The following is a 21666-nucleotide window of genomic DNA, read 5'->3' on the forward strand; positions in this document are numbered from 1 at the left end:
GCGACGGGGCACCTAAATGAAAAAAGCCCGCCGAAGCGGGCTTTGTCTGCATCAGGTCAGGCGGACAGCTCGACCAGCAGCTTGTTCAGGCGGCGCACATAGGCTGCCGGGTCCTTCAAGCTGTCACCGGCGGCCAGTGCGGCCTGGTCGAACAGAATGTGCGACAGCTCGCCGAAGCGGTCTTCGCTCTGCTCGTGGTCCAGCTTCTCGATCAGCGGGTGGCTTGGGTTGAACTCGAAGATCGGCTTGGAATCCGGCACCTTCTGCCCGCTGGCTTCGAGGATCTGGCGCATCTGCAGGCCCAGGTCCTGCTCGCCGATGGCGAGGATCGCCGGCGAGTCGGTCAGGCGGTGCGACACTCGCACCTCGGCGACGCTGTCACCCAGCGCAGCTTTCAGGCGCTCGACCAGGCCCTCTTTGTCTTTGGCGACTTCTTCCTGGGCTTTCTTGTCTTCTTCGGAATCCAGCTTGCCCAGGTCCAGGTCGCCGCGGGCGACGTCGACGAACGCCTTGCCGTCGAACTCGCTGAGGTAGCTCATCAGCCACTCATCGATACGGTCGGTCAGCAGCAGCACTTCGATGCCTTTCTTGCGGAAGACTTCCAGGTGCGGGCTGTTCTTGACCTGCGCGTAGGTTTCGCCGGTGAGGTAGTAGATCTTGTCCTGGCCTTCCTTGGCGCGGGCCAGGTAATCGGCCAGGGCAACGCCTTGCTCGCCGCTGTCGTCGTGGGTCGAGGCAAAGCGCAGCAGGCCGGCGATTTTTTCCTTGTTGGCGAAGTCTTCGGCCGGGCCTTCCTTCAGCACCTGGCCGAAGTTCTTCCAGAAGCCCTTGTACTGCTCAGGCTCGTTCTTGGCCAGCTTCTCCAGCATGTCCAGCACGCGCTTGGTCAGCGCGGTCTTCATCGAATCGATGATCGGGTCTTTCTGCAGGATTTCGCGGGACACGTTCAGCGACAGGTCGTTGGAATCGACCACGCCCTTGATGAAGCGCAGGTACAGCGGCAGGAAGGATTCGGCCTGGTCCATGATGAACACGCGCTGCACGTACAGCTTCAGGCCGCGTGGTGCTTCGCGCTGGTACAGGTCGAACGGCGCACGGGCCGGCACGTACAGCAGCGAGTTGTATTCGAGCTTGCCTTCGACCTTGTTATGGCTCCAGGCCAGCGGGTTCTCGAAGTCATGGCCGATGTGCTTGTAGAACTCCTGGTACTCCTCGTCCTTGACCTCGCTGCGCGAACGGGTCCACAGGGCGCTGGCGCGGTTGACGGTTTCCCATTCCTGGGCAGGGGCTTCTTCACCCTCGGCGGCTTCGGCCTGCTCTTTGGGCAGCTCGATCGGCAGGGCGATATGGTCGGAGTACTTCTTGACCACGTTGCGCAGGCGCCAGCCATCGGCGAACTCGTCTTCGCCAGCTTTCAGGTGCAGAACGATGCGGGTGCCGCGCTGTGGTTTTTCGACGGTGGAGACTTCGAAATCACCCTCGCCCTTGGACGACCAGTGCACGCCTTCGGCGGCCGGCAGGCCGGCGCGGCGGCTGAACACATCGACCTTGTCGGCGACGATGAACGCGGAGTAGAAGCCCACGCCGAACTGGCCGATCAGGTGCGAGTCCTTCTTCTGGTCGCCGGTGAGGTTCTTCATGAAGTCGGCTGTGCCGGACTTGGCGATGGTGCCCAGGTGGGCGATGACATCTTCGCGGCTCATGCCGATACCGTTGTCTTCCAGGGTGACGGTATTGGCGGCCTTGTCGAAGCTCAGGCGGATCTTCAGTTCAGCGTCGCCCTCGAGCAGCTCGGGCTTGGCCAGGGCCTCGAAACGCAGCTTGTCGGCAGCGTCGGAGGCGTTGGAGATCAGCTCGCGCAGGAAGATCTCCTTGTTCGAATACAGCGAATGGATCATGAGGTGCAGCAGTTGCTTGACCTCGGTCTGGAAGCCCAGGGTTTCCTTTTGAGTCTCCACACTCATCGTCTTCAAACTCCAATCTGTTGGTTGTGGGCGCCTGGAGGCCCGCTGGGCCTGCTTATTGCGGCGGATGACCAACAAATGGGGGCATGCCGGACTATTTCAAGGGCTTTTGCGGTTCGATCTTGAAATGCGCGCGGGCGGTGGCGATGGGCGCATCACGATCCCCCTGCCACGCGGTGATGGCGACGTTGGTCACCCTCCTGCCCTGGCGCCACAGCTGGCACTGGGCGAAGGTGTCGCACAGGTGGCCGGCGCGCAGGTAGTCGATGGAAAAATCGATGATTTTCGGAATGCTCACGCTCTCGCTGTAGATCAGCAGGTACAGCGCCGCAGACAGCTCCATGAAGCCTGCAATCACTCCGCCGTGGATGGCAGGCAACAGCGGGTTGCCGATGTTGTTCGGGTTGGCCGGCAGGCGGAACAGCAAGTCATCGCCCTGGCGTTCACATTCGATGCCGATCAGCCCGGCATAGGGGATCAACGCCAGCAGCGGGCCATAGTCACCGCGGGCATGGGCCTGGTTCAGTTGCTCGCGCACGGCTTGCGGGATCATGGACGCGGCTCCTTGAGGGCATTGCCAAAGTGAATACCGCCCTTGATGCCCTGCCCCAGGCGCATGAAGGTGCCCACCACCTGGCAGATAGGCTGCGACGGGTCGCCCTGGTAGGCGCTGCCACGGGTGAAGATCACGTCGCGGGTCACCCGGTAGCACTGGGCGTGGCCATAAATGGGCTTGTCCGGTTCGCCCGGGTGCATATAGTCGATGCGCAAATCGAGCGTGGGGCACACCTCGAACTGCGGCAAGGCACACAGCGTGGCCATGCCGCAGGTGGTGTCCATCAGGGTGGTCAGCGCCCCGCCATGCACCGCACCGGTCTGCGGGTTGCCGACAATCGCCGGCGACCAGGGCAAGATCAGGGTCATGCCTTCGGCGTCAGCATGCTGAACACGCATCTGCAATAACTGGCAGTGTTTGAGTGCCGAAAGAAATCGTTCAGCCATGGCCATCAAAGGGGTTTCGCTCATGTATCCCTCCCCGCATAAAACCGCAAAAAAGTCTATATAGGCCAGGTGGTTATATATCTGTAACTTTTGCGGAACTAATCCGATGGGGGCGTGTTCGAAGGTACAAGTAAAGTTATTCCACCCAGGAGAGACACCCCATGCGTAAACCTTTTGCTTTTGCTCTGATGCTGGCCGCTACCATGGGCCTGGCCGCTTGCGATAAAGCGAGCGAAGACAAGGCCCAGGACGCACAGCAACACGCCGAGCAAGCCCAGGAAAAGATGGGCGAAGCTCAGGATAAAATGAACGACGCCGCCAAGGAAAACGCCGAAGCCGCCAAAGATCAGGCCGAAGCGCAGCAGAAAGCCGCTGAAGAAGCTGCCCCTGCTACCCCGGCTCCGGAAACCGCTCCGGCTGCGCCAAGCGAACCTGCCAAGCAATAATTGGCTAGACAAAAAAACCCGACTTTGTCGGGTTTTTTTGTGCCTTGCATTAATGGGTGAAACGCTTCAGTTGAGTGTCGCGGAAGTTTCCTTGCCCGCCTCTGCCGAGTGCGGCGTGGGGGTGAATACCATGACTTCCAGCACATGGGAGTGGAACTCCCGGCGATACAGAATGAATACCACGCCGACACTCATCGCCATGAACAACCATGGGCTGATAAACCAGCTCAGCATGGCCATGCCAAAGTAATAAGAACGCAGCCCCAGGTTGAACTGGTTGGCTGCCAGCGACAGCACCCGCGCTGCACGCAAGGCGAAGGCGTTACGCTCCTGCTCGTTCACCAGCCGCTCGCCGATCATCGGCGCCGAGCCCACCAGTACTGCGGCGAAGTTGTACTGACGCATGCACCAGCTGAAGGTGAAGAAGGCGTAGACAAACACCGTCGCCAGGCACAACAGCTTGATTTCCGACATGCCCTGGGAGGCCTGCTGCACCAGCGGCAGGTCGGCCAGCAGCGACAATGCACGGTCAGAGGCACCCAGCACGGTGAGGATACCGGCAAGGATGATCAGGGTGCTGGAGGCGAAGAATGAGGCATTGCGCTCCAGATTGCCGATCACGCTGGCATCGGCGATGCGGTTGTCACGCAGCAGCATGCGGCGCATCCAGTCTTCGCGGTACAGGTGCAGCACGCTGGCCAGGCACGCGGTGTCACGACCCTTCCAGAGGGCGTAGCGGGTGTAGCCTCCCCAGCAGATGACGAACCAGCAGGCGGCCAGGAGGTTGCCAAGGTTGCTTTGAATGAAGCTCATGCAGGTATCCCGTAAAAGAGAAACAGACCGGCTTTCGACGCCCGGATTCGGCAAAAGGCACGCGGCATGCAAAAAATCGATGGCCTTCAGACGTGGGAGCGGGCTTGCCCCCGCGATAGCGTCATCACAGGCAATAAAAAACCCCGCGCCTTCACAGGACGCGGGGTTTTCGGTTTGCACCTGCGGCAGGCACCTTGTTGGCTTGTGGCCGGTGCCGCCCTCAAGGCTTCAACCCATCAAGCCAGCACTTCGCGCGGCTTGCCCAGCATGCGGTCGCAGACCACGGCCACACCCAGGGTGATGACCGAAGGCACCAGCCAGGCCAGGCCCTGCTCGCTCAGCGGCAGGTGCGCGGCGGCGTCCGGCAGCCAGTGCGCAAGGCCACTGCCCTTGATCGCATCGACCAGGCCGAACAGCAGCGACACCAGCATCACCGGGGCCAGAATACGTACTGGCGAGTTCCACAGCTCCTTCACGAAGCTCAGGCCCACCACCACGATGCACGGCGGGTAGATCGCGGTGAGCACCGGGATCGAGAACATGATCAGTTTGGTCAGGCCCAGGTTCGAAACCAGCAGCGAGAAGCCGGCCAGGATCACCACCAGGGCGCGGTACGACAGCGGCAGGATCTGGCTGAAGTACTCGGCGCAGGCACAGGTCAGGCCAACCGCGGTCACCAGGCACGCCAAGGCGATCAGCACGGCCAGGAAGCCGCTGCCCAACGAGCCGAAAGTGTGCTGCACGTAGGCATGCAGCACCGCGGCGCCGTTGGTGGCATCGGCGGCGATGTCGTGGCTGCCCGCGCCCAGGCGGAACAGGCTGATGTACACCAGGGCCAGGCCGACACCGGCGATCAGGCCGGCGATGATGGCGTAGCGGGTGATCAGCTTCGGCGACTCCACGCCGCGCGAGCGGATGGCGTTGACGATGACGATGCCGAAGACCAGTGCACCCAGGGTGTCCATGGTCAGGTAGCCGTTGATGAAGCCCTGCGAGAACGGCGCGGCGACGTACTGCGGCTGCGCCTCGCCGATGGTGCCGGCCGGCAGCGCGAAGGCGGCGATGCCCAGCACGGCCAGGGCGATGATCTTCAGTGGCGCAAGGAAGCGGCCGACGGTATCGAGCAGCTTGCCCGGGTACATCGACACCGCCAGCACCACGGCGAAGTACACCAGGCTGTAGATGAACAGTGCAGTCGGGCTTTCACCGGTCAGCGGCGCCACACCCACCTCGAACGACACGGTGGCGGTACGCGGGGTGGCGAACAGAGGGCCGACAGACAGGTAGCACACCGCCGCCAGCAGGCCGCCGAAGAACTTGCCGATCGGGCTGCTGAGGGCGTCCATACCGCCGCCGACCTTGGCCAGGGCAACCACGGTGATGACCGGCAGGCCAACGGCGGTAACCAGGAAGCCCAGGGCTGCCATCCATACGTGAGGCCCGGACTGCAGGCCAACGATAGGCGGGAAGATGATATTGCCGGCGCCTACGAAAAGCGCAAACGTCATAAAGCCAAGCGCCAGGATATCCTGGCCTTTGAGAACTTTCATTTAGGGTAGTACCACACTGCTGAAATCGGGATTCGAGAGGGAATTTCCCCGTGAATGAGGGAAATGTTGCCCGGCTTGGTGAGCCAGACCCGTTTAGCGTGTCGTTCCCTTTTGGGGTACGGGCACAGAGTGAACGCGTAGGTTAACCGTTTTACCGAATAAACGCACTGTAACGGTGCTGTTTGTCCGATGTGCGTAGCTGTTTGTCGCATGGGTGATGCCTTGAACACGCATCCTGACAGACAACGCCGTTTGCGCCAGCCAGAAAAAACCTGTCAGACCCGTCGATTTCTCCCACACGTAACACATGCAAGACGGGTCCCTGGGGACGCCGGCCTTTCCCCAGGGGCCCGAACATCAGGCCTGCTCGACCTTCAGGTCAGCGCCGGCGGCTTGCCAGAAGCGCTTGATCTCATGGATGTTGCCGAAGTTGTAGCGCGGGCCAGGGTAGAAGCCACCTCCACTCTCGCACTCCAGTTCCGAGTCGCTACCGGTCTGCGGCATGGTTTCGCTGCCGGCGTTGTACAGGCGGGCTTCAGCCCAAACAGGTTTTTGCATGGTTTGTTTCCTTCTTTTGGTTTCAGGGTTACATCACGGTGTGATGTGCTTGCCACAGCGCCTCGATGCGCTGGTGGATCTGTTGCTCCTGCGAGCCGAGCCCCGAGTAGGCTGGCTGCAGTCGGTCATCGAAACACCACTCCTGGCGAGCGCCGCGCGCAGCAGGCGATACGGCGATCATCAACGCCAGGGAGATGGAAAACTCGTCGGGGGGCAGTTGGTAGTGCAGGTCTTCGAACGCACGCATGTGCAGCAATGTCCCCGGGCTCAGGCGAATATGCTCGGGCTCCCCCAGCACAGGCCGTGTTTGCTCATCGACCTGCCCGCCGTTGAGCAGCGGGTACTTGACCGTGCGGTAGCCACTGCCCTGGTAACCCACGGCGAACAGCTCGAAGTCATGGGTGTGGGGCAAGCCGTAGATGAACGTCTGCCGCTCCGCCTGTGCCTGGGCCGGTAGCCAGCAGCTCATGCGCAGCGACACCCGCGCCGAGGCATGCAAAGCAAAGCCGTAGGGGTTGTAGGCCTGCTCGCCACGAGTAAACGCATGCTGCTGGATATGCTGGTACATGCACTGCCCCAGCAGGCCGCGATCCTGTGCCAAAGCCTGCAGGTCGGCAGCGATGGCTTCGCGCTCGCACTCAAGGTCTCGCGCTTCGATTCGCTCGATGAAGTTGTGCAGGTTCATGCCACGCCCTGCGCCTTGTACTGCGCAAGCATGGCGTCGAGCCCCGGGTTGGCCAGTGAGCCCAGTATTTCGCTGTACTGCCCAAGATTTTCGGGGTTGTGCTGCATCAACACCAGGAATGCCTGCCAACGAACGGCCGGGTGATGGTGGAAGATCAACTCCGCGGTCACCTGCTCCAAATGCGGGTCACCAATACGCTGCAAGGCCTCGAGCAACAGCAGAAAACGCGATGCCTGGGGGGCGGCGGGGAACCAGGCGACACGCACCAAGGTGTGGCTGTCGAACACTTCGATATCGCTACCGGGCACTGGCAGATTAAGGCTGAATGCCAGATGCTCTTGCTCCCCTGGACTCAGTTCGACCACCTGCCGGCTTCCTTCAACCAGCAACGGCGCGTTGGGGGTTACCCGCACTGCCCTGCCGTTACGTAGGCGATCACCCTTGCGCTCGAACAAACGCAGCAAATACTCGAAACCGGCTGGAGCGAACCAGATGCTGTAACCCGACGTGGAGTACAGATGTTCCGCCGCCGAGGTGACTCGGGTGACATTCAGGGCCACAGCGTCTTGCTCGGCATTGAGCCGCAAACGTTCACTGAAATGCGCGACCGCACCACATAGCACAGCCTTGCGCGCCGCTTCGGGCTGGCTGTCAAGGCGTTGCCTGAAGCCGCGCCAGGCCGCCTCGACGAAGGCGCGCATGTCGGTGTGCCGAACGCGCGCCAACAACTGCTGTGGTTCTGGCCTGCCCTGCAATAGTGCTTCCATGATCTGCCTGCCATCTGCTCTGTATTCGTGTGAGGGATGATCTCAGGCGGCTGGCTGGGCAATAAGCTGGAGCAGTCTCCAGAAACGACAAAGGCCACCCGAAGGTGGCCTTTGTGCGCGTGGGGGGTACTACGTGTTACTTACTTCTTGGCTTCCCAGCCAGTCAGCTCGGCCAGGGCCTTGCCGATGTCAGCCAGGGAACGCACGGTTTTCACACCAGCGTCCTGCAGGGCGGCGAACTTCTCGTCCGCAGTGCCCTTGCCGCCGGAGATGATGGCGCCAGCGTGGCCCATGCGCTTGCCAGCAGGGGCGGTAACACCAGCGATGTACGAAACCACTGGCTTGGTGACGTTGGCCTTGATGTAGGCAGCAGCCTCTTCTTCAGCCGAACCGCCGATCTCACCGATCATGACGATCGCTTCGGTCTTCGGGTCTTCCTGGAACAGCTTCAGGATGTCGATGAAGTTCGAGCCCGGGATCGGGTCACCGCCGATGCCGACGCAGGTCGACTGGCCAAAGCCGGCGTCGGTGGTCTGCTTGACAGCTTCGTAGGTCAGGGTGCCGGAACGCGACACGATACCGACCTTGCCTGGCAGGTGGATGTGGCCTGGCATGATGCCGATCTTGCACTCGCCCGGAGTGATGACACCTGGGCAGTTAGGGCCGATGAGCGTGACGCCCAGCTCGTCGCACTTGACCTTGGCGTCCAGCATGTCGAGGGTAGGGATACCTTCGGTGATGCAGACGATCAGCTTGATGCCACCGAAGGCGGCTTCCAGGATCGAGTCCTTGCAGAAAGGAGCCGGAACGTAGATTACCGAAGCGTCAGCGCCGGTAGCTTCTACGGCTTCTTTCACGGTGTTGAACACCGGCAGGCCCAGGTGGGTGGTGCCGCCTTTGCCCGGGGTCACGCCGCCAACCATCTTGGTGCCGTAGGCGATGGCTTGCTCGGAGTGGAAGGTACCCTGCGAGCCGGTGAAGCCCTGGCAGATGACTTTGGTGTCTTTATTGATCAGGACGCTCATTACTTGCCCTCCGCAGCTTTGACAACTTGTTGAGCAGCGTCGGTCAGGCTGGTTGCAGCAATGATGTTCAAACCGCTTTCTGCCAGTACTTTAGCGCCGAGTTCGGCGTTGTTGCCTTCCAGACGGACAACAACCGGTACTTTAACGCCGACTTCTTTCACGGCGCCGATGATGCCTTCGGCAATCATGTCGCAGCGAACGATGCCGCCGAAGATGTTGACCAGTACGGCCGCGACATTGCTGTCGGACAGAATGATCTTGAACGCTTCGGTAACGCGTTCTTTGGTAGCGCCGCCGCCCACGTCGAGGAAGTTGGCTGGCTTGCCGCCGTGCAGGTTGACGATGTCCATGGTACCCATGGCCAGGCCAGCACCGTTGACCATGCAGCCGATGTTGCCTTCCAGCGCTACGTAGTTCAGTTCGAACTTGGCAGCGTGAGCTTCACGGGCGTCGTCTTGCGACGGGTCGTGGAAGGTCTTCAGCTTGGGCTGACGGTACATGGCGTTGGCGTCGATGTTGATCTTGGCATCGAGGCAGTGCAGGTCGCCGTCGGCCTTGATCACCAGCGGGTTCACTTCCAGCAGGGCCAGGTCGTGATCCTTGAACAGCTTGGCCAGGCCTACGAAGATCTTGGCGAACTGTTGGACTTGCTTGCCTTCCAGGCCCAGCTGGAATGCCAGCTCACGGCCTTGGAACGGCTGAGCGCCGACCAGCGGGTCGATGGTGGCCTTGAGGATCTTCTCGGGAGTGTCGTGAGCGACTTTCTCGATGTCCACGCCACCTTCGGTGGAGGCCATGAACACGATGCGGCGGCTCGAGCGATCGACTACAGCGCCCAGGTACAGCTCTTTGGCGATGTCAGTGCAGGATTCGACCAGGATCTTGGAAACTGGCTGACCATTGGCATCGGTCTGGTAGGTAACCAGATTCTTGCCCAGCCACTGTGCAGCGAACGCCTTGGCGTCTTCCTTGCTGCGAACCAGCTTGACGCCGCCCGCTTTACCGCGACCACCTGCGTGGACCTGAGCCTTTACGACCCACTCCGAACCGCCGATCTTGTCGCAGGCTTCTGCTGCAGCTTCAGGGGTGTCGACTGCGAAACCCTTGGAAACTGGCAGGCCGTATTCAGCGAACAGCTGCTTACCCTGATACTCGTGAAGATTCATGCTTTTTACCGTCTTCGTTAGGTACTGCGCTTCGGCGCTGCGCCATTACTGGCGCCGCACCACCTGTGACCGTTGACCCCGGGTTATCCCATGTGATCCGGTCCGGCGGACGTTCCGCGGTGAGTCATGCACGCAAGACTCACGACGGGCAGCCCGCCGTGGTTTCTTATAATTAACGCTTCTTACGGTTGGCTACGTGAATGGCACCGCCATTCACCGCCAGCGCTGCTTCATGCAGCGCTTCGGACAGGGTTGGATGGCTGAAGACCATCATGCCCAGATCCTCGGCACTGGTGCCGAATTCCATTGCGATCGCGCCTTGCTGTACCAGCTCGGCAGCCGATGGGCCGATCACGTGTACACCCAGTACGCGGTCGGTCTTCGCGTCGGCGATGACCTTGACGAAACCGCCGGTGTCGTTGGCTGCCATCGCACGGCCGCTGGCCGCGAACGGGAAGGTGCCCACGTTAACCTCAACGCCTTCGGCTTTCAACGCCTGTTCGGTCTTGCCGACCCACGCGATTTCCGGGTGGGTGTAGATGACCGACGGGATCAGGTCGTAGTTCATCTGGGCCTTGTGGCCCTTGATGCGCTCGACGACCATGATGCCCTCTTCCGAGGCCTTGTGCGCCAGCATCATGCCGCGTACCACGTCACCGATGGCGAACACGCCCGGTACGCTGGTGGCGCAGTGATCGTCGACGAAGATGTAGCCACGCTCATCGATGGTCACGCCGCTGTCGGCGGCCAGCAGGTCGGTAGTTACCGGGCGACGGCCGACCGCGACGATCAGCTTGTCGAAGGTGATCTTCTGCTCGCCTTCGGCGTTGGTGTAGGTGACTTCGACTTCGTTGCCGTTGACTTTCGAGCCGGTGACGCGAGCGCCCAGCTTGATGTCCAGGCCTTGCTTGGTCAGGGTCTTCTGGGCTTCTTTCGACACGGCGGCGTCGGCAGCCATCAGGAAGGTGTCCAGGGCTTCCAGCACGGTGACTTCAGCACCCAGGCGAGCCCATACCGAGCCCAGCTCCAGGCCGATCACGCCGGCACCGATCACGCCCAGGCGCTTCGGTACGGCCTGGAATTCCAGGGCGCCGGTGGAATCGACGATGACGTTCTGGTCGACCGGAGCCGGCGGAATGTCGATCGGGCGCGAGCCGGAAGCGAGAATGACGTTCTCGGCTTCGATGACTTCGGTGGTGCCGTCAGCCTTGGTGACTTCGACTTTCTTGCCAGCCAGCAGCTTGCCGTGGCCCTGGATCGAAGTGACGCCGTTGGCCTTGAACAGGGTGGCAACGCCGCCGGTCAGGTTCTTCACGATGCCGGCCTTGCGGCCAACCATCGCAGCTACGTCCATCTTCACTTCGCCAGTGGAGATACCGTGGACGTTGAAGCTCTCTTTGGCTTCCTTGTACTTCCAGGAGCTGTCCAGCAGCGCCTTGGATGGAATGCAGCCTACGTTCAGGCAGGTGCCGCCCAGGGCCAGCTTGCCCTCAGCGTCGGTGTACTTCTCGATACAGGCAGTCTTCAGACCGAGTTGGGCGGCCTTGATGGCAGCCACATAGCCGCCAGGACCTGCACCAATCACCACTACGTCGAATTTCTGGGTCATAAAAGCTTCCTTATCAGCAACTAGCTACAAGCCAAAAGCTGCAAGCCTACACGCTTCTACATGAAGCTTGCAGCTTGCAACTTGTGACTGCTTGATTAGATGTCCAGCAGCAGGCGAGACGGATCTTCCAGCAGGTTCTTGATGGTCACCAGGAAGGTTACCGCTTCCTTGCCGTCGATCAGGCGGTGGTCGTAGGACAGCGCCAGGTACATCATCGGGCGGATCACCACTTGGCCGTTGATGGCCATCGGGCGCTGGATGATGTTGTGCATGCCCAGAATGGCGGCCTGCGGCGGGTTGACGATCGGGGTCGACATCATCGAACCGAAGGTACCGCCGTTGGTGATGGTGAAGGTGCCGCCGGTCATTTCGTCGATCGACAGCTTGCCGTCACGGGCCTTCTTGCCGAAGGTGGCGATGCCGTTTTCGATCTCGGCCAGCGACATCGATTCGGCGTTGCGCAGCACCGGCACCACCAGGCCACGGTCGCTGGAAACAGCGACGCCGACGTCAGCAAAGCCGTGGTAGACGATGTCGTTGCCGTCGATCGAGGCGTTGACTGCCGGGAAGCGCTTGAGCGCTTCGGTAGCAGCCTTGACGAAGAACGACATGAAGCCCAGGCGCACGCCGTTGTGGGTCTTCTCGAACAGGTCCTTGTACTTCGAACGCAGGGCCATGACTTCGGTCATGTCGACTTCGTTGAAGGTGGTCAGCATGGCCATGTTCGACTGGGCTTCGACCAGACGCTCGGCGATCTTGGCGCGCAGGCGGGTCATCGGCACGCGCTTCTCGGTGCGATCGCCAGCGGCGACGACCACTGCAGCAGCAGGAGCAGCAGCCGGTTTGGCAGCAGGAGCGGCAGCCGGGGCCGACTTCTTGTTGGCGACGGCGGCGACGACGTCTTCCTTGGTGATACGACCACCTTTGCCGGTGCCGGCAACGGTAGCCAGGTCGATGCCGTTTTCTTCGGCCAGCTTGCGGGCAGCAGGTGCAGCAACCGGGTCGTCTTCGCCAGCGTCGGCGGCGGCAGCGGCCGGAGCGGCAGCAGGCGCAGCAGCAGCAGCAGCGGCTGGTGCAGCAGCAGCAGCAGCGGCTGGTGCAGCGGCGGCAGCACCACCTTCAACGATCGAGCCCAGCACTTCGTCGGACAGGACGGTGTCGCCCTCGCCCTTGACGATGGCACCCAGCACGCCGTCGGCGGTGGCCAGGACTTCCAGGACGACCTTGTCGGTTTCGATGTCGACGATCAGCTCGTCACGCTTGACGGCGTCGCCCGGCTGCTTGTGCCAGGTGGCAACGGTGCCGTCGGCGACCGATTCCGGGAAGGTTGGGGCTTTGATCTCGATAGCCATTATCAGTGTTTCCTTAAATTCGGTTTCAGGTGCGCGAAGGCGTTAGACAGTGAAGGCGTCTTGCAGCAGTTTTTCCTGCTGTTCGGCGTGCTTCGATGCGTAACCACAGGCTGGCGCGGCGGATGCGTCGCGGCCGGCGTATTCCAGGACCAGTGCCTTGTTGTGGCGGCCCAGGATACGGCGCATGTGGTGCTGACTGCTGTACCAGGCGCCCTGGTTCATCGGTTCTTCCTGGCACCACACCGCAGCCTTGAGGTTGGTGTACTGGGCCAGGATTTCGACCAGGTCATCCTCAGGGAACGGATACAGCTGCTCCAGACGCAGGATGGCAATGTCTTCGCGGCCTTCGGCACGGCGTTTTTCCAGCAGGTCGTAATAGACCTTGCCGCTGCACAGCACCAGGCGCTCGACCTTGGCCGGATCGATCGCGTCGATTTCCGGGATCACGGTCTGGAACGAACCTTCGGCCAGGTCTTCCAGGGTCGAGATGGCCAGCTTGTGGCGCAGCAGCGACTTCGGAGTCAGTACTACCAGCGGCTTGCGCAGCGGGCGGATGACCTGACGGCGCAGCAGGTGGTAGATCTGTGCCGGGGTGGTCGGTACGCAGACCTGGATGTTGTGCTCGGCGCACAGCTGCAGGTAACGCTCCAGACGCGCGGAGGAGTGCTCCGGGCCCTGCCCTTCATAACCGTGTGGCAGCAGCATGGTCAGACCGCACAGGCGGCCCCACTTGTGCTCGCCGCTGGTGATGAACTGGTCGATCACCACTTGCGCACCGTTGGCGAAATCGCCGAACTGGGCTTCCCAGATCACCAGCGCGTTCGGCGTGGTGGTGGAGTAGCCGTATTCGAACGCCAGTACGGCCTCTTCCGACAGGAACGAGTCGTACAGGTCGAAACGTGGCTGGCCCGGGAACAGGTTCTTCAGCGGTACGTAGGTGCTGGCGTCCTTCTGGTTGTGCAGCACCGCGTGACGGTGCGAGAAGGTGCCACGGCCGATGTCCTGGCCGGTCATGCGGATCGGGTGACCTTCGAACTGCAGGGTGGCGTAGGCCATGGTCTCTGCATAACCCCAGTTGATCGGCAAGCCACCGGCCTGCATCTTCTGACGGTCTTCGTAGATCTTCGCCACCTGACGCTGCACGACGAAGCCTTCCGGCAGTTCCAGCAGCTTGGCCGACAGCTCTTGCAGGGTCTTGAGGTCGAAGCGGGTGTCGTGACGCGCGGTCCAGGCGTGGCCCAGGTACGGACGCCAGTCGACGAACAGCTCGCGGTTCGGCTCCTTGACCAGGCTCTTGACCACGTGCAGGCCGTTGTCCAGCGCGTTGCGGTACTCGTCGATCTTGGCCTGGGCGCGCTCGGCATCGATACGGCCAGCCTGGATCAGCGCGTCGGCGTACAACTCGCGGGTGGTGCGCTGCTTGGTGATCTGCTGGTACATCAAAGGCTGGGTGCCGTTCGGCTCGTCGGCCTCGTTGTGGCCGCGACGACGGTAGCAGACCAGGTCGATGACCACGTCACGCTTGAACTGCATGCGGTAATCGATGGCCAGCTGGGTGACGAACAGTACGGCTTCAGGGTCGTCGCCGTTCACGTGCAGGATCGGCGCCTGGATCATCTTGGCAACGTCGGTGGCGTACTCGGTGGAGCGCGCATCCAGCGGGTTGCTGATGGTGAAACCGACCTGGTTGTTGATCACGATGTGCACGGTACCGCCGGTCTTGAAACCGCGGGTCTGCGACATCTGGAAGGTTTCCATGACCACGCCTTGGCCGGCGAACGCAGCGTCACCGTGGATCGAGATCGGCAGGACCTTGTCGCCAACGGTGTCGTTGCGGCGGTCCTGACGGGCGCGAACCGAGCCTTCCACCACTGGCGAGACGATTTCCAGGTGGGAAGGGTTGAACGCCATGGCCAGGTGGACTTCGCCGCCCGGGGTCATCACGTTCGAGGAGAAGCCCTGGTGATACTTCACGTCACCGGAGCCCAGCTCGTTCATCTTCTTGCCTTCGAACTCGTCGAACAGCTCGCGCGGGTTCTTGCCGAAGGTGTTGACGAGCACGTTCAGGCGGCCACGGTGGGCCATGCCGATGACCACTTCCTTGGTGCCGTAGGAGCCGGAGCGCTGGATCATCTCGTCCAGCATCGGGATCAGGCTTTCGCCACCCTCAAGGCCAAAACGCTTGGTGCCCGGGTACTTGGTGCCCAGGTACTTCTCCAGGCCCTCACCGGCCGTGACGCGCTCGAGCAGGTGGGTCTGCACGTCGGCGGAGAAATCAGGGCGGCCACGGACGCTTTCGAGACGCTGCTGGAACCAGCTGCGCTGCTCGGAATCGACGATGTGGGTGAACTCGGCGCCAATGGTGCGACAATATGTCTTCTCGAGTGCCTCGAAGATTTCGCGTAGGCTCGCCTCCTCTTTGCCGATGAACAGGTCGCCGGCACGGAAGGTCGTATCAAGATCGGCATTGGTCAAGCCGTAGTGATTGATCGACAGGTCTACGGGCGCAGGGCGCTGCCACAACCCCAAGGGGTCGAGCTTGGCAGCCTGATGGCCGCGCATACGATAGGCCTGGATCAGTCGCAGCACTTCAACCTGCTTCTTCTCGTGTTCTGTGCTCACGCTCCCGGCGGAAACCGGTTGGGCGCGGCGCTGGTTCTTTGCCAGCAATACGAAATGGTCGCGGATCGTCGAGTGCGATACATCGGTAGCGGTGCTGCCGTCGGCGGGCAACTTCTGGAAGTAGGTGCGCCACTCTTCTGGCACAGCGTTAGGGTCGTGCAGGTAGAGCTCGTAGAGCTCTTCCACATATGCAGCGTTACCACCTGAAAGGTGGGCGCTTTCCCACATGCGCTGCATCACGCTTTCTTGCATGCTTGGTCACCCTCGGTTAGGGGACTGATCGGCGAGAGCCATAGAAAACATGGAAAAGTCCGAACACAGCGACTGAACCACGCCACCTGGATCCTGCTGATTTTCCGGGTACCAGCCCGGAAAGCCCCTGCTGGTCTCATATCTTCATAGGTAATGGGCGCGGGCTTTGTGGGCCCTTGCCCGAGTTTTACCTCAGTGCGGGCTCACCACCCGCACCTCGGCATGCTGCAGTTACAACGCTTTGAATCAGGTGCCGCTTTGCAGCAGCATGTTACGTACGTGGCCGATTGCCTTGGTCGGGTTCAGACCCTTCGGGCAGACGTTCACGCAGTTCATGATCCCGCGGCAGCGGAATACGCTGAACGGGTCATCCAGGGACGCCAGGCGCTCCTGGGTCTTGGTGTCGCGGCTGTCGGCCAGGAAGCGGTAGGCCTGCAGCAAGGCAGCGGGGCCCAGGAACTTGTCCGGGTTCCACCAGAACGACGGGCAGGAAGTCGAGCAGCAAGCGCACAGGATGCACTCGTACAGGCCGTCCAGCTTGTCGCGGTCTTCCGGCGACTGCAGACGCTCGATGGCCGGAGCCGGCGTATCGTTCTGCAGGAACGGCTTCACCTTCTCGTACTGCTTGTAGAAGATGCTCATGTCGACGACCAGGTCACGAATGACCGGCAGGCCCGGCAGCGGGCGCAGCACCAGCTTGTTGCCCTTGACCACGCCCGACAGCGGGGTGATGCAGGCCAGGCCGTTCTTGCCGTTCATGTTCATGCCGTCGGAACCGCATACGCCTTCACGGCACGAGCGACGGTACGAGAAGCCCTCGTCCTTTTCCTTGATCAGTGCCAGCACGTCCAGAACCATCAGGTCCTTGCCGCCGGTATCGACGTCGAACGACTCCATCTTGGGGGCCGAGTCGGTGTCGGGGTTGTAGCGATAAACTTCGACTTTCAACATAGCAGCCACCCTTAGTAAGTCCGGACTTTTGGTTCGAAGGCAGGAACTGTCTTCGGCGCAAAGTTGACGCCGCGCTTGGCAACGCGCTTCTCACCCGGGTAGTACAGGGTGTGGCACAGCCAGTTTTCGTCGTCACGGTCTTCGAAGTCTTCACGGGCGTGGGCGCCGCGGGACTCTTTACGGGCTTCGGCCGCAATGGCGGTAGCTTCGGCGACTTCCAGCAGGTTCTGCAGCTCCAGCGCTTCGATGCGCGCGGTGTTGAAGGCCTGGGACTTGTCGTTGATCTTGACGTTGGCGATGCGGTCACGCAGGCCGGCCAGTTGCTCGATACCCTTCTGCATGTATTCGCCGGTACGGAACACACCGAAGTAGTTCTGCATGCAGCTTTGCAGCTCGCGCTTGAGGCTGGCAACGTCTTCGCCGCTGGTACGCTCGTTGAGCTTGTTCAGGCGGTTCAGGGCAACGTCGACATCGGTGTCGCTGGCGTCGCGGTATTCCACGCCGTCGGACAGGGCTTTTTCCAGGTGCAGGCCGGCAGCACGGCCGAACACCACCAGGTCGAGCAGCGAGTTGCCGCCCAGGCGGTTGGCACCGTGAACCGATACGCACGCCACCTCGCCTACGGCGAACAGGCCCGGGATGATGTGGTCCTTGCCTTCGGCGTCCATGGTGATGGCCTGGCCATGGATGTTGGTGGCAACGCCGCCCATCATGTAGTGGCAGGTCGGCACGACCGGTACCGGCGCAACCACAGGGTCGACGTGGGCGAAGGTCTTGGACAGCTCGCAGATGCCTGGCAGGCGGCTGTGCAGCACTTCCTCACCCAGGTGGTCCAGCTTCAGCAGTACGTGGTCCTTGTTCGGGCCCACGCCGTTGCCGGCGATGATCTCTTTGACCATGGAACGGGCAACCACGTCGCGGCCGGCCAGGTCTTTGGCGTTCGGCGCGTAACGCTCCATGAAGCGCTCGCCGTGGGCGTTGATCAGGTAGCCACCTTCACCGCGGCAACCCTCGGTGACCAGTACACCGGCGCCGGCGATGCCGGTCGGGTGGAACTGCCACATCTCGATGTCCTGCACCGGCACGCCGGCACGCAGGGCCATGCCGATACCGTCACCGGTATTGATCAGGGCGTTGGTGGTGGAGGCGTAGATACGGCCAGCACCGCCAGTGGCCAGTACGGTGGCCTTGGACTTGATGTACATGGTTTCGCCGGTTTCGATGCAGATCGCGATCACACCGACGAAGGCGCCGTCCTGGTTCTTCACCAGGTCAACGGCATAGTACTCGTTGAGGAAGGTGGTGCCTGCCTTCAGGTTGCCCTGGTACAGGGTGTGCAGCAGCGCGTGACCGGTACGGTCGGAAGCTGCGCAGGTACGGGCAGCCTGGCCACCTTTACCGAAGTCCTTGGACTGGCCACCGAACGGGCGCTGGTAGATGCGGCCGGTTTCGGTACGCGAGAACGGCAGGCCCATATGGTCCAGCTCGAACACCGCAGCCGGGCCTTCCTGACACATGTATTCGATAGCGTCCTGGTCACCGATGTAGTCGGAACCCTTGACGGTATCGTACATGTGCCAGCGCCAGTCGTCGTTCGGGTCGGCCGAAGCGATGGCGCAGGTGATGCCGCCCTGGGCGGATACGGTGTGCGAACGGGTCGGGAACACCTTGGTGACTACTGCGGTCTTGTGGCCGCCTTGAGCCAGTTGCAGCGCAGCGCGCATGCCGGCGCCGCCGCCACCGATGATGATGGCGTCGAACGAAATGGTTGGAATGTTAGCCATGAATCAGATACCCCAGAGAATCTGCACACCCCAGACGAAGTACGCGAACATCGCAACGCCGCATACAGCCTGGAACAGGAAACGGATCGCAGTCGCCGACTTGCCGAACGACATCGGCGTCAGGTAGTCGGTGGCGATGGTCCACATGCCGACCCAGGCGTGAGCGCCCAGTGCGACAAGTGCCAGCAGACTGAAGATCCGCATCGCGTTGTTGGAGAACAGACCATGCCACTGGGCGTAGTCGATGCCTGGGTGAACGGCGAGGTAGCCGATCAGGAAAATGAAGTAAGCCGCGAGAACGACCGCCGACACGCGCTGTGCCATCCAGTCATAGAGGCCCGAACGCGAGAGGTTCGTGACGTTAGTTACCATACCCAAACTCCTGCCAGAACGATCAGCACCACGGAGATGACGATCACGATTTTCGAGCCCAGCTTGCCGCCTTCCAGCGTCTCACCGACACCCATGTCCATGATCAGGTGGCGCACACCTGCGACGAGGTGGTACAGCAGGCCGGACAGCAGGCCCCAGGTCACCAGTTTGGCCAGCGGACTGGTCAGACACGCCTTCACCTCGGCAAAGCCTTCCTCGGAACCCAGCGACTTGCCCAATGCATAAAGCATGATGGCAAGGCCGAGGAACAGGATGACGCCGGAAACGCGGTGAAGAATGGACGTGTATGCGGTGATCGGGAGTTTGATGGTCCTTAGGTCTAGGTTTACAGGTCGTTGGCTTTTCACGGCTTTTTTCACACTGAAGAGCCCCTAGCGAACAGGGCAAAGTTGTTGGTAAGTGTACTGGTCAGGTACCCACCACCCAGGAGAGCGACGACACCCAGCGGGTCAGGCAAGAAAGCCTCTGGGAGTCGGCTGCCGAGTATAGACAGTTAGGTTGCTCATGACAACGCAAGGGGCTAGCCCGAATAGCGCATTGCCTTTAGTGAACAAAAGGCGTAAACGGGCGACAATTTCTTGAAAAATCAGCCTTGAGGCGGTGTTTCAACCAGCCTTTAGGCAAATTGACATTCGTTTTTATCCCTCTATAGTGGTGCGGGCCCTGCGTGGGGGGTCTGTCTGATGATTTCAAGCATTAATAGGAGGCCACATGGCTGACAAAAAAGCGCAGTTGGTCATCGAGGGCAATGCCCCCGTAGAGCTGCCCATTTTAACCGGCACCGTTGGTCCCGATGTAATCGACGTCCGCGGGTTGGGGGCATCCGGTCATTTCACTTTTGACCCAGGTTTCATGGCGACCGCCTCGTGCGAGTCGAAGATCACCTACATCGACGGCGACAAGGGCATCCTGCTGCACCGCGGCTACCCGATCGAACAGCTCGCCGAGAAATCCGACTACCTCGAAACCTGCTACCTGCTGCTCAACGGCGAACTGCCGAACGCCGAGCAGAAGGCCCAGTTCGTCAGCACCGTGAAAAACCACACCATGGTTCACGAGCAGCTGAAGTCCTTCTTCAACGGTTTCCGCCGCGACGCTCACCCGATGGCGGTGATGTGCGGTGTGGTTGGCGCCCTGTCGGCGTTCTACCACGACTCGCTGGACATCAATAACCCGCAGCACCGCGAAATTTCCGCAGTTCGCCTGGTCGCGAAAATGCCGACCCTGGCGGCGATGGTCTACAAGTACTCCATGGGCCAGCCCATGATGTACCCGCGCAACGACCTGTCGTACGCGGAGAACTTCCTGCACATGATGTTCAACACCCCGTGCGAGATCAAACCGATCAGCCCGACGCTGGCCAAGGCCATGGACCGGATCTTCATCCTCCATGCCGACCACGAGCAGAACGCCTCCACCTCCACCGTGCGCCTGGCAGGTTCTTCGGGCGCCAACCCGTTCGCCTGTATCGCTGCCGGCATCGCCGCATTGTGGGGCCCTGCCCACGGCGGTGCGAACGAAGCCGTTCTGACCATGCTCGATGAAATCGGCGACGTGTCGAACATCGACAAGTACATCGCCAAGGCCAAGGACAAGAACGATTCGTTCAAGCTCATGGGCTTCGGTCACCGCGTTTACAAGAACCGCGACCCGCGCGCCACCGTGATGAAGCAGACCTGCGACGAAGTGCTCGGCGAGCTGGGCATCAAGAACGACCCGCAGCTGGAACTGGCCATGCGCCTCGAAGAGATCGCGCTCACCGATCCGTACTTCATCGAGCGCTCGCTGTACCCGAACGTCGACTTCTACTCGGGCATCATCCTGAAAGCCATCGGCATCCCGACCAGCATGTTCACCGTGATCTTCGCCCTGGCACGTACCGTGGGCTGGATCTCGCACTGGAAGGAAATGCTCTCCGGCCCGTACAAGATCGGCCGTCCGCGTCAGCTGTACACCGGCGAACAACAGCGCGACATCGTTGAGCTGAAAGACCGCAAGTAAGCGCCCTGGCGCTGAAATGAAAAAGCCCCGGCAGTGATGCCGGGGCTTTTTTATTGGTTTGCGGGCCCGGCTTGCCGACGATAGGGCCGGGCCTGCCAATCACTTCTTTTCAGCCCGCTCGCGCAAGCTCTTCAGGGTATTGAACGGCGCATCCACCACGAACTTGTTGGCCAGCCACGACGGCACGCTGCCACCCGGCTCGGTGTGCACCTGATAAGTCACCTCGGTGCTGTCGCCCTTGGGCACCAGCTTCCAGAACCCCTCCACCTGGGCGACCCGCACGAAGCCCTTCTCCTCCGGAAGGTAGGTCGGCTCTTCTTTCAGCGTGCGAGTCACGCTGCCGTCGGCCTCCTGCACGGTGGTCACGCGCAACACCGAATCACGCGGCGTCACCGGCCACGGCGTGTTGAACTGGGTGTAGGTCCAGCTCTGGTCACCTTCATGCTTGAGCAGTTTTTGCGACTTGCATTCGTGTACCCAGGCGCAAGCGCCGGCCACATCCTCTTGCAGCGCCTTGACCTTGGCCAGCGGCGCCTTGATCACCGTCACGCCGCGGTACGCCTTGTACTTGGAGCCAGCCACTTCGCTCAGGGACACCTTGATGCCCTCCTCGTCCTTGGCCACCTGCCAGTTCTCGGCCCAGGCGCTTGGCGCCAGCACCACACCCAGGCCACACAGCAGGGCGATACGCTTGATCGATCTCATCATCTTGTTCCTTTTGTCGAA

The 21666-nt window shown here is 61.4% G+C and carries 20 protein-coding genes; 2 read left to right on the top strand and 18 right to left on the bottom strand.

Going from position 1 to position 21666, the window contains the following annotated elements; genetic code table 11:
* Positions 1-56 precede the first annotated feature (56 nt).
* The 3 genes from htpG to KSS93_RS20745 all read right to left on the bottom strand — a co-directional run bounded on the left by htpG (position 57) and on the right by KSS93_RS20745 (position 2990).
* Positions 57-1964, bottom strand: coding sequence for a molecular chaperone HtpG (gene htpG / locus KSS93_RS20735; protein ID WP_217885774.1), 1908 nt, complete (start codon positions 1962-1964; stop codon positions 57-59).
* Positions 1965-2058: 94 nt separating this feature from the next.
* Complete coding sequence (locus tag KSS93_RS20740; RefSeq protein ID WP_217885775.1) at positions 2059-2517, bottom strand: PaaI family thioesterase; 459 nt, start codon at positions 2515-2517, stop codon at positions 2059-2061.
* Entirely contained in the window at positions 2514-2990 is a 477-nt protein-coding gene (locus tag KSS93_RS20745) for a PaaI family thioesterase (RefSeq protein WP_217885776.1), read from the bottom strand. The genes KSS93_RS20740 and KSS93_RS20745 overlap by 4 nt, the downstream gene beginning before the upstream one ends.
* Positions 2991-3127: 137 nt before the next feature.
* Between KSS93_RS20745 and KSS93_RS20750 the strand changes: the two genes are divergently transcribed.
* Positions 3128-3412 carry a hypothetical protein gene (locus tag KSS93_RS20750; protein WP_217839476.1) on the top strand — a complete coding sequence of 95 codons (285 nt, stop codon included), beginning with the start codon at positions 3128-3130 and terminating at the stop codon, positions 3410-3412.
* Between the two features lie 66 nt (positions 3413-3478).
* Here KSS93_RS20750 and KSS93_RS20755 read toward each other — a convergent pair whose 3' ends face one another.
* The 14 genes from KSS93_RS20755 to sdhC all read right to left on the bottom strand — a co-directional run bounded on the left by KSS93_RS20755 (position 3479) and on the right by sdhC (position 19298).
* The gene (locus KSS93_RS20755; protein WP_217885777.1) at positions 3479-4225 is read right to left on the bottom strand and encodes a DUF599 domain-containing protein; all 747 of its coding nucleotides are present in this window, start codon (positions 4223-4225) and stop codon (positions 3479-3481) included.
* Positions 4226-4461: 236 nt separating this feature from the next.
* Positions 4462-5775: a branched-chain amino acid transport system II carrier protein gene (gene brnQ, locus KSS93_RS20760; protein ID WP_217839478.1), complete on the bottom strand. Its 1314-nt coding sequence runs from the start codon at positions 5773-5775 to the stop codon at positions 4462-4464.
* A 357-nt stretch (positions 5776-6132) separates the two neighbouring features.
* Positions 6133-6333, bottom strand: coding sequence for a hypothetical protein (locus tag KSS93_RS20765; protein ID WP_217885778.1), 201 nt, complete (start codon positions 6331-6333; stop codon positions 6133-6135).
* A gap of 28 nt (positions 6334-6361) precedes the next feature.
* Positions 6362-7018 carry a transposase gene (locus KSS93_RS20770; protein ID WP_217885779.1) on the bottom strand — a complete coding sequence of 219 codons (657 nt, stop codon included), beginning with the start codon at positions 7016-7018 and terminating at the stop codon, positions 6362-6364.
* Complete coding sequence (locus tag KSS93_RS20775) at positions 7015-7785, bottom strand: hypothetical protein (RefSeq protein WP_217885780.1); 771 nt, start codon at positions 7783-7785, stop codon at positions 7015-7017. Before KSS93_RS20775 ends, KSS93_RS20770 begins: the two co-directional genes overlap by 4 nt.
* 140 nt (positions 7786-7925) lie before the next feature.
* On the bottom strand, positions 7926-8810 hold the full coding sequence (sucD, locus tag KSS93_RS20780) for a succinate--CoA ligase subunit alpha (RefSeq protein ID WP_016393102.1): 885 nt from the start codon (positions 8808-8810) through the stop codon (positions 7926-7928).
* A complete protein-coding gene (gene sucC / locus KSS93_RS20785) occupies positions 8810-9976 on the bottom strand; it encodes an ADP-forming succinate--CoA ligase subunit beta (protein WP_023629628.1) in 1167 nt (388 codons plus the stop codon). The genes sucD and sucC overlap by 1 nt, the downstream gene beginning before the upstream one ends.
* Before the next feature lie 172 nt (positions 9977-10148).
* Entirely contained in the window at positions 10149-11585 is a 1437-nt protein-coding gene (gene lpdA / locus KSS93_RS20790) for a dihydrolipoyl dehydrogenase (RefSeq protein ID WP_217885781.1), read from the bottom strand.
* A 95-nt stretch (positions 11586-11680) separates the two neighbouring features.
* Positions 11681-12937 (bottom strand): 2-oxoglutarate dehydrogenase complex dihydrolipoyllysine-residue succinyltransferase, encoded by a 1257-nt coding sequence (gene odhB, locus KSS93_RS20795; RefSeq protein ID WP_217885782.1) that lies wholly within the window; start codon positions 12935-12937, stop codon positions 11681-11683.
* A 42-nt stretch (positions 12938-12979) separates the two neighbouring features.
* Positions 12980-15811, bottom strand: a complete 2832-nt coding sequence (locus KSS93_RS20800) for a 2-oxoglutarate dehydrogenase E1 component (protein WP_217839482.1) — start codon at positions 15809-15811, stop codon at positions 12980-12982.
* Between the two features lie 246 nt (positions 15812-16057).
* Positions 16058-16762 carry a succinate dehydrogenase iron-sulfur subunit gene (locus KSS93_RS20805; protein WP_012315348.1) on the bottom strand — a complete coding sequence of 235 codons (705 nt, stop codon included), beginning with the start codon at positions 16760-16762 and terminating at the stop codon, positions 16058-16060.
* Positions 16763-16773: 11 nt separating this feature from the next.
* On the bottom strand, positions 16774-18546 hold the full coding sequence (gene sdhA / locus KSS93_RS20810) for a succinate dehydrogenase flavoprotein subunit (RefSeq protein WP_194790991.1): 1773 nt from the start codon (positions 18544-18546) through the stop codon (positions 16774-16776).
* A gap of 3 nt (positions 18547-18549) precedes the next feature.
* Positions 18550-18918, bottom strand: a complete 369-nt coding sequence (gene sdhD, locus KSS93_RS20815) for a succinate dehydrogenase, hydrophobic membrane anchor protein (protein ID WP_217839483.1) — start codon at positions 18916-18918, stop codon at positions 18550-18552.
* Positions 18912-19298, bottom strand: a complete 387-nt coding sequence (gene sdhC / locus KSS93_RS20820) for a succinate dehydrogenase, cytochrome b556 subunit (protein ID WP_217839484.1) — start codon at positions 19296-19298, stop codon at positions 18912-18914. Before sdhC ends, sdhD begins: the two co-directional genes overlap by 7 nt.
* A gap of 352 nt (positions 19299-19650) precedes the next feature.
* Between sdhC and gltA the strand changes: the two genes are divergently transcribed.
* Positions 19651-20940: a citrate synthase gene (gene gltA / locus KSS93_RS20825; RefSeq protein ID WP_217885783.1), complete on the top strand. Its 1290-nt coding sequence runs from the start codon at positions 19651-19653 to the stop codon at positions 20938-20940.
* A gap of 99 nt (positions 20941-21039) precedes the next feature.
* On the opposite strand, the gene KSS93_RS20830 is transcribed toward gltA, so the two are convergent.
* Positions 21040-21645: an START domain-containing protein gene (locus KSS93_RS20830; protein WP_217885784.1), complete on the bottom strand. Its 606-nt coding sequence runs from the start codon at positions 21643-21645 to the stop codon at positions 21040-21042.
* Positions 21646-21666 lie beyond the last annotated feature (21 nt).

This window comes from Pseudomonas xanthosomatis, assembly GCF_019139835.1.
Lineage (GTDB): Bacteria > Pseudomonadota > Gammaproteobacteria > Pseudomonadales > Pseudomonadaceae > Aquipseudomonas > Aquipseudomonas fakonensis.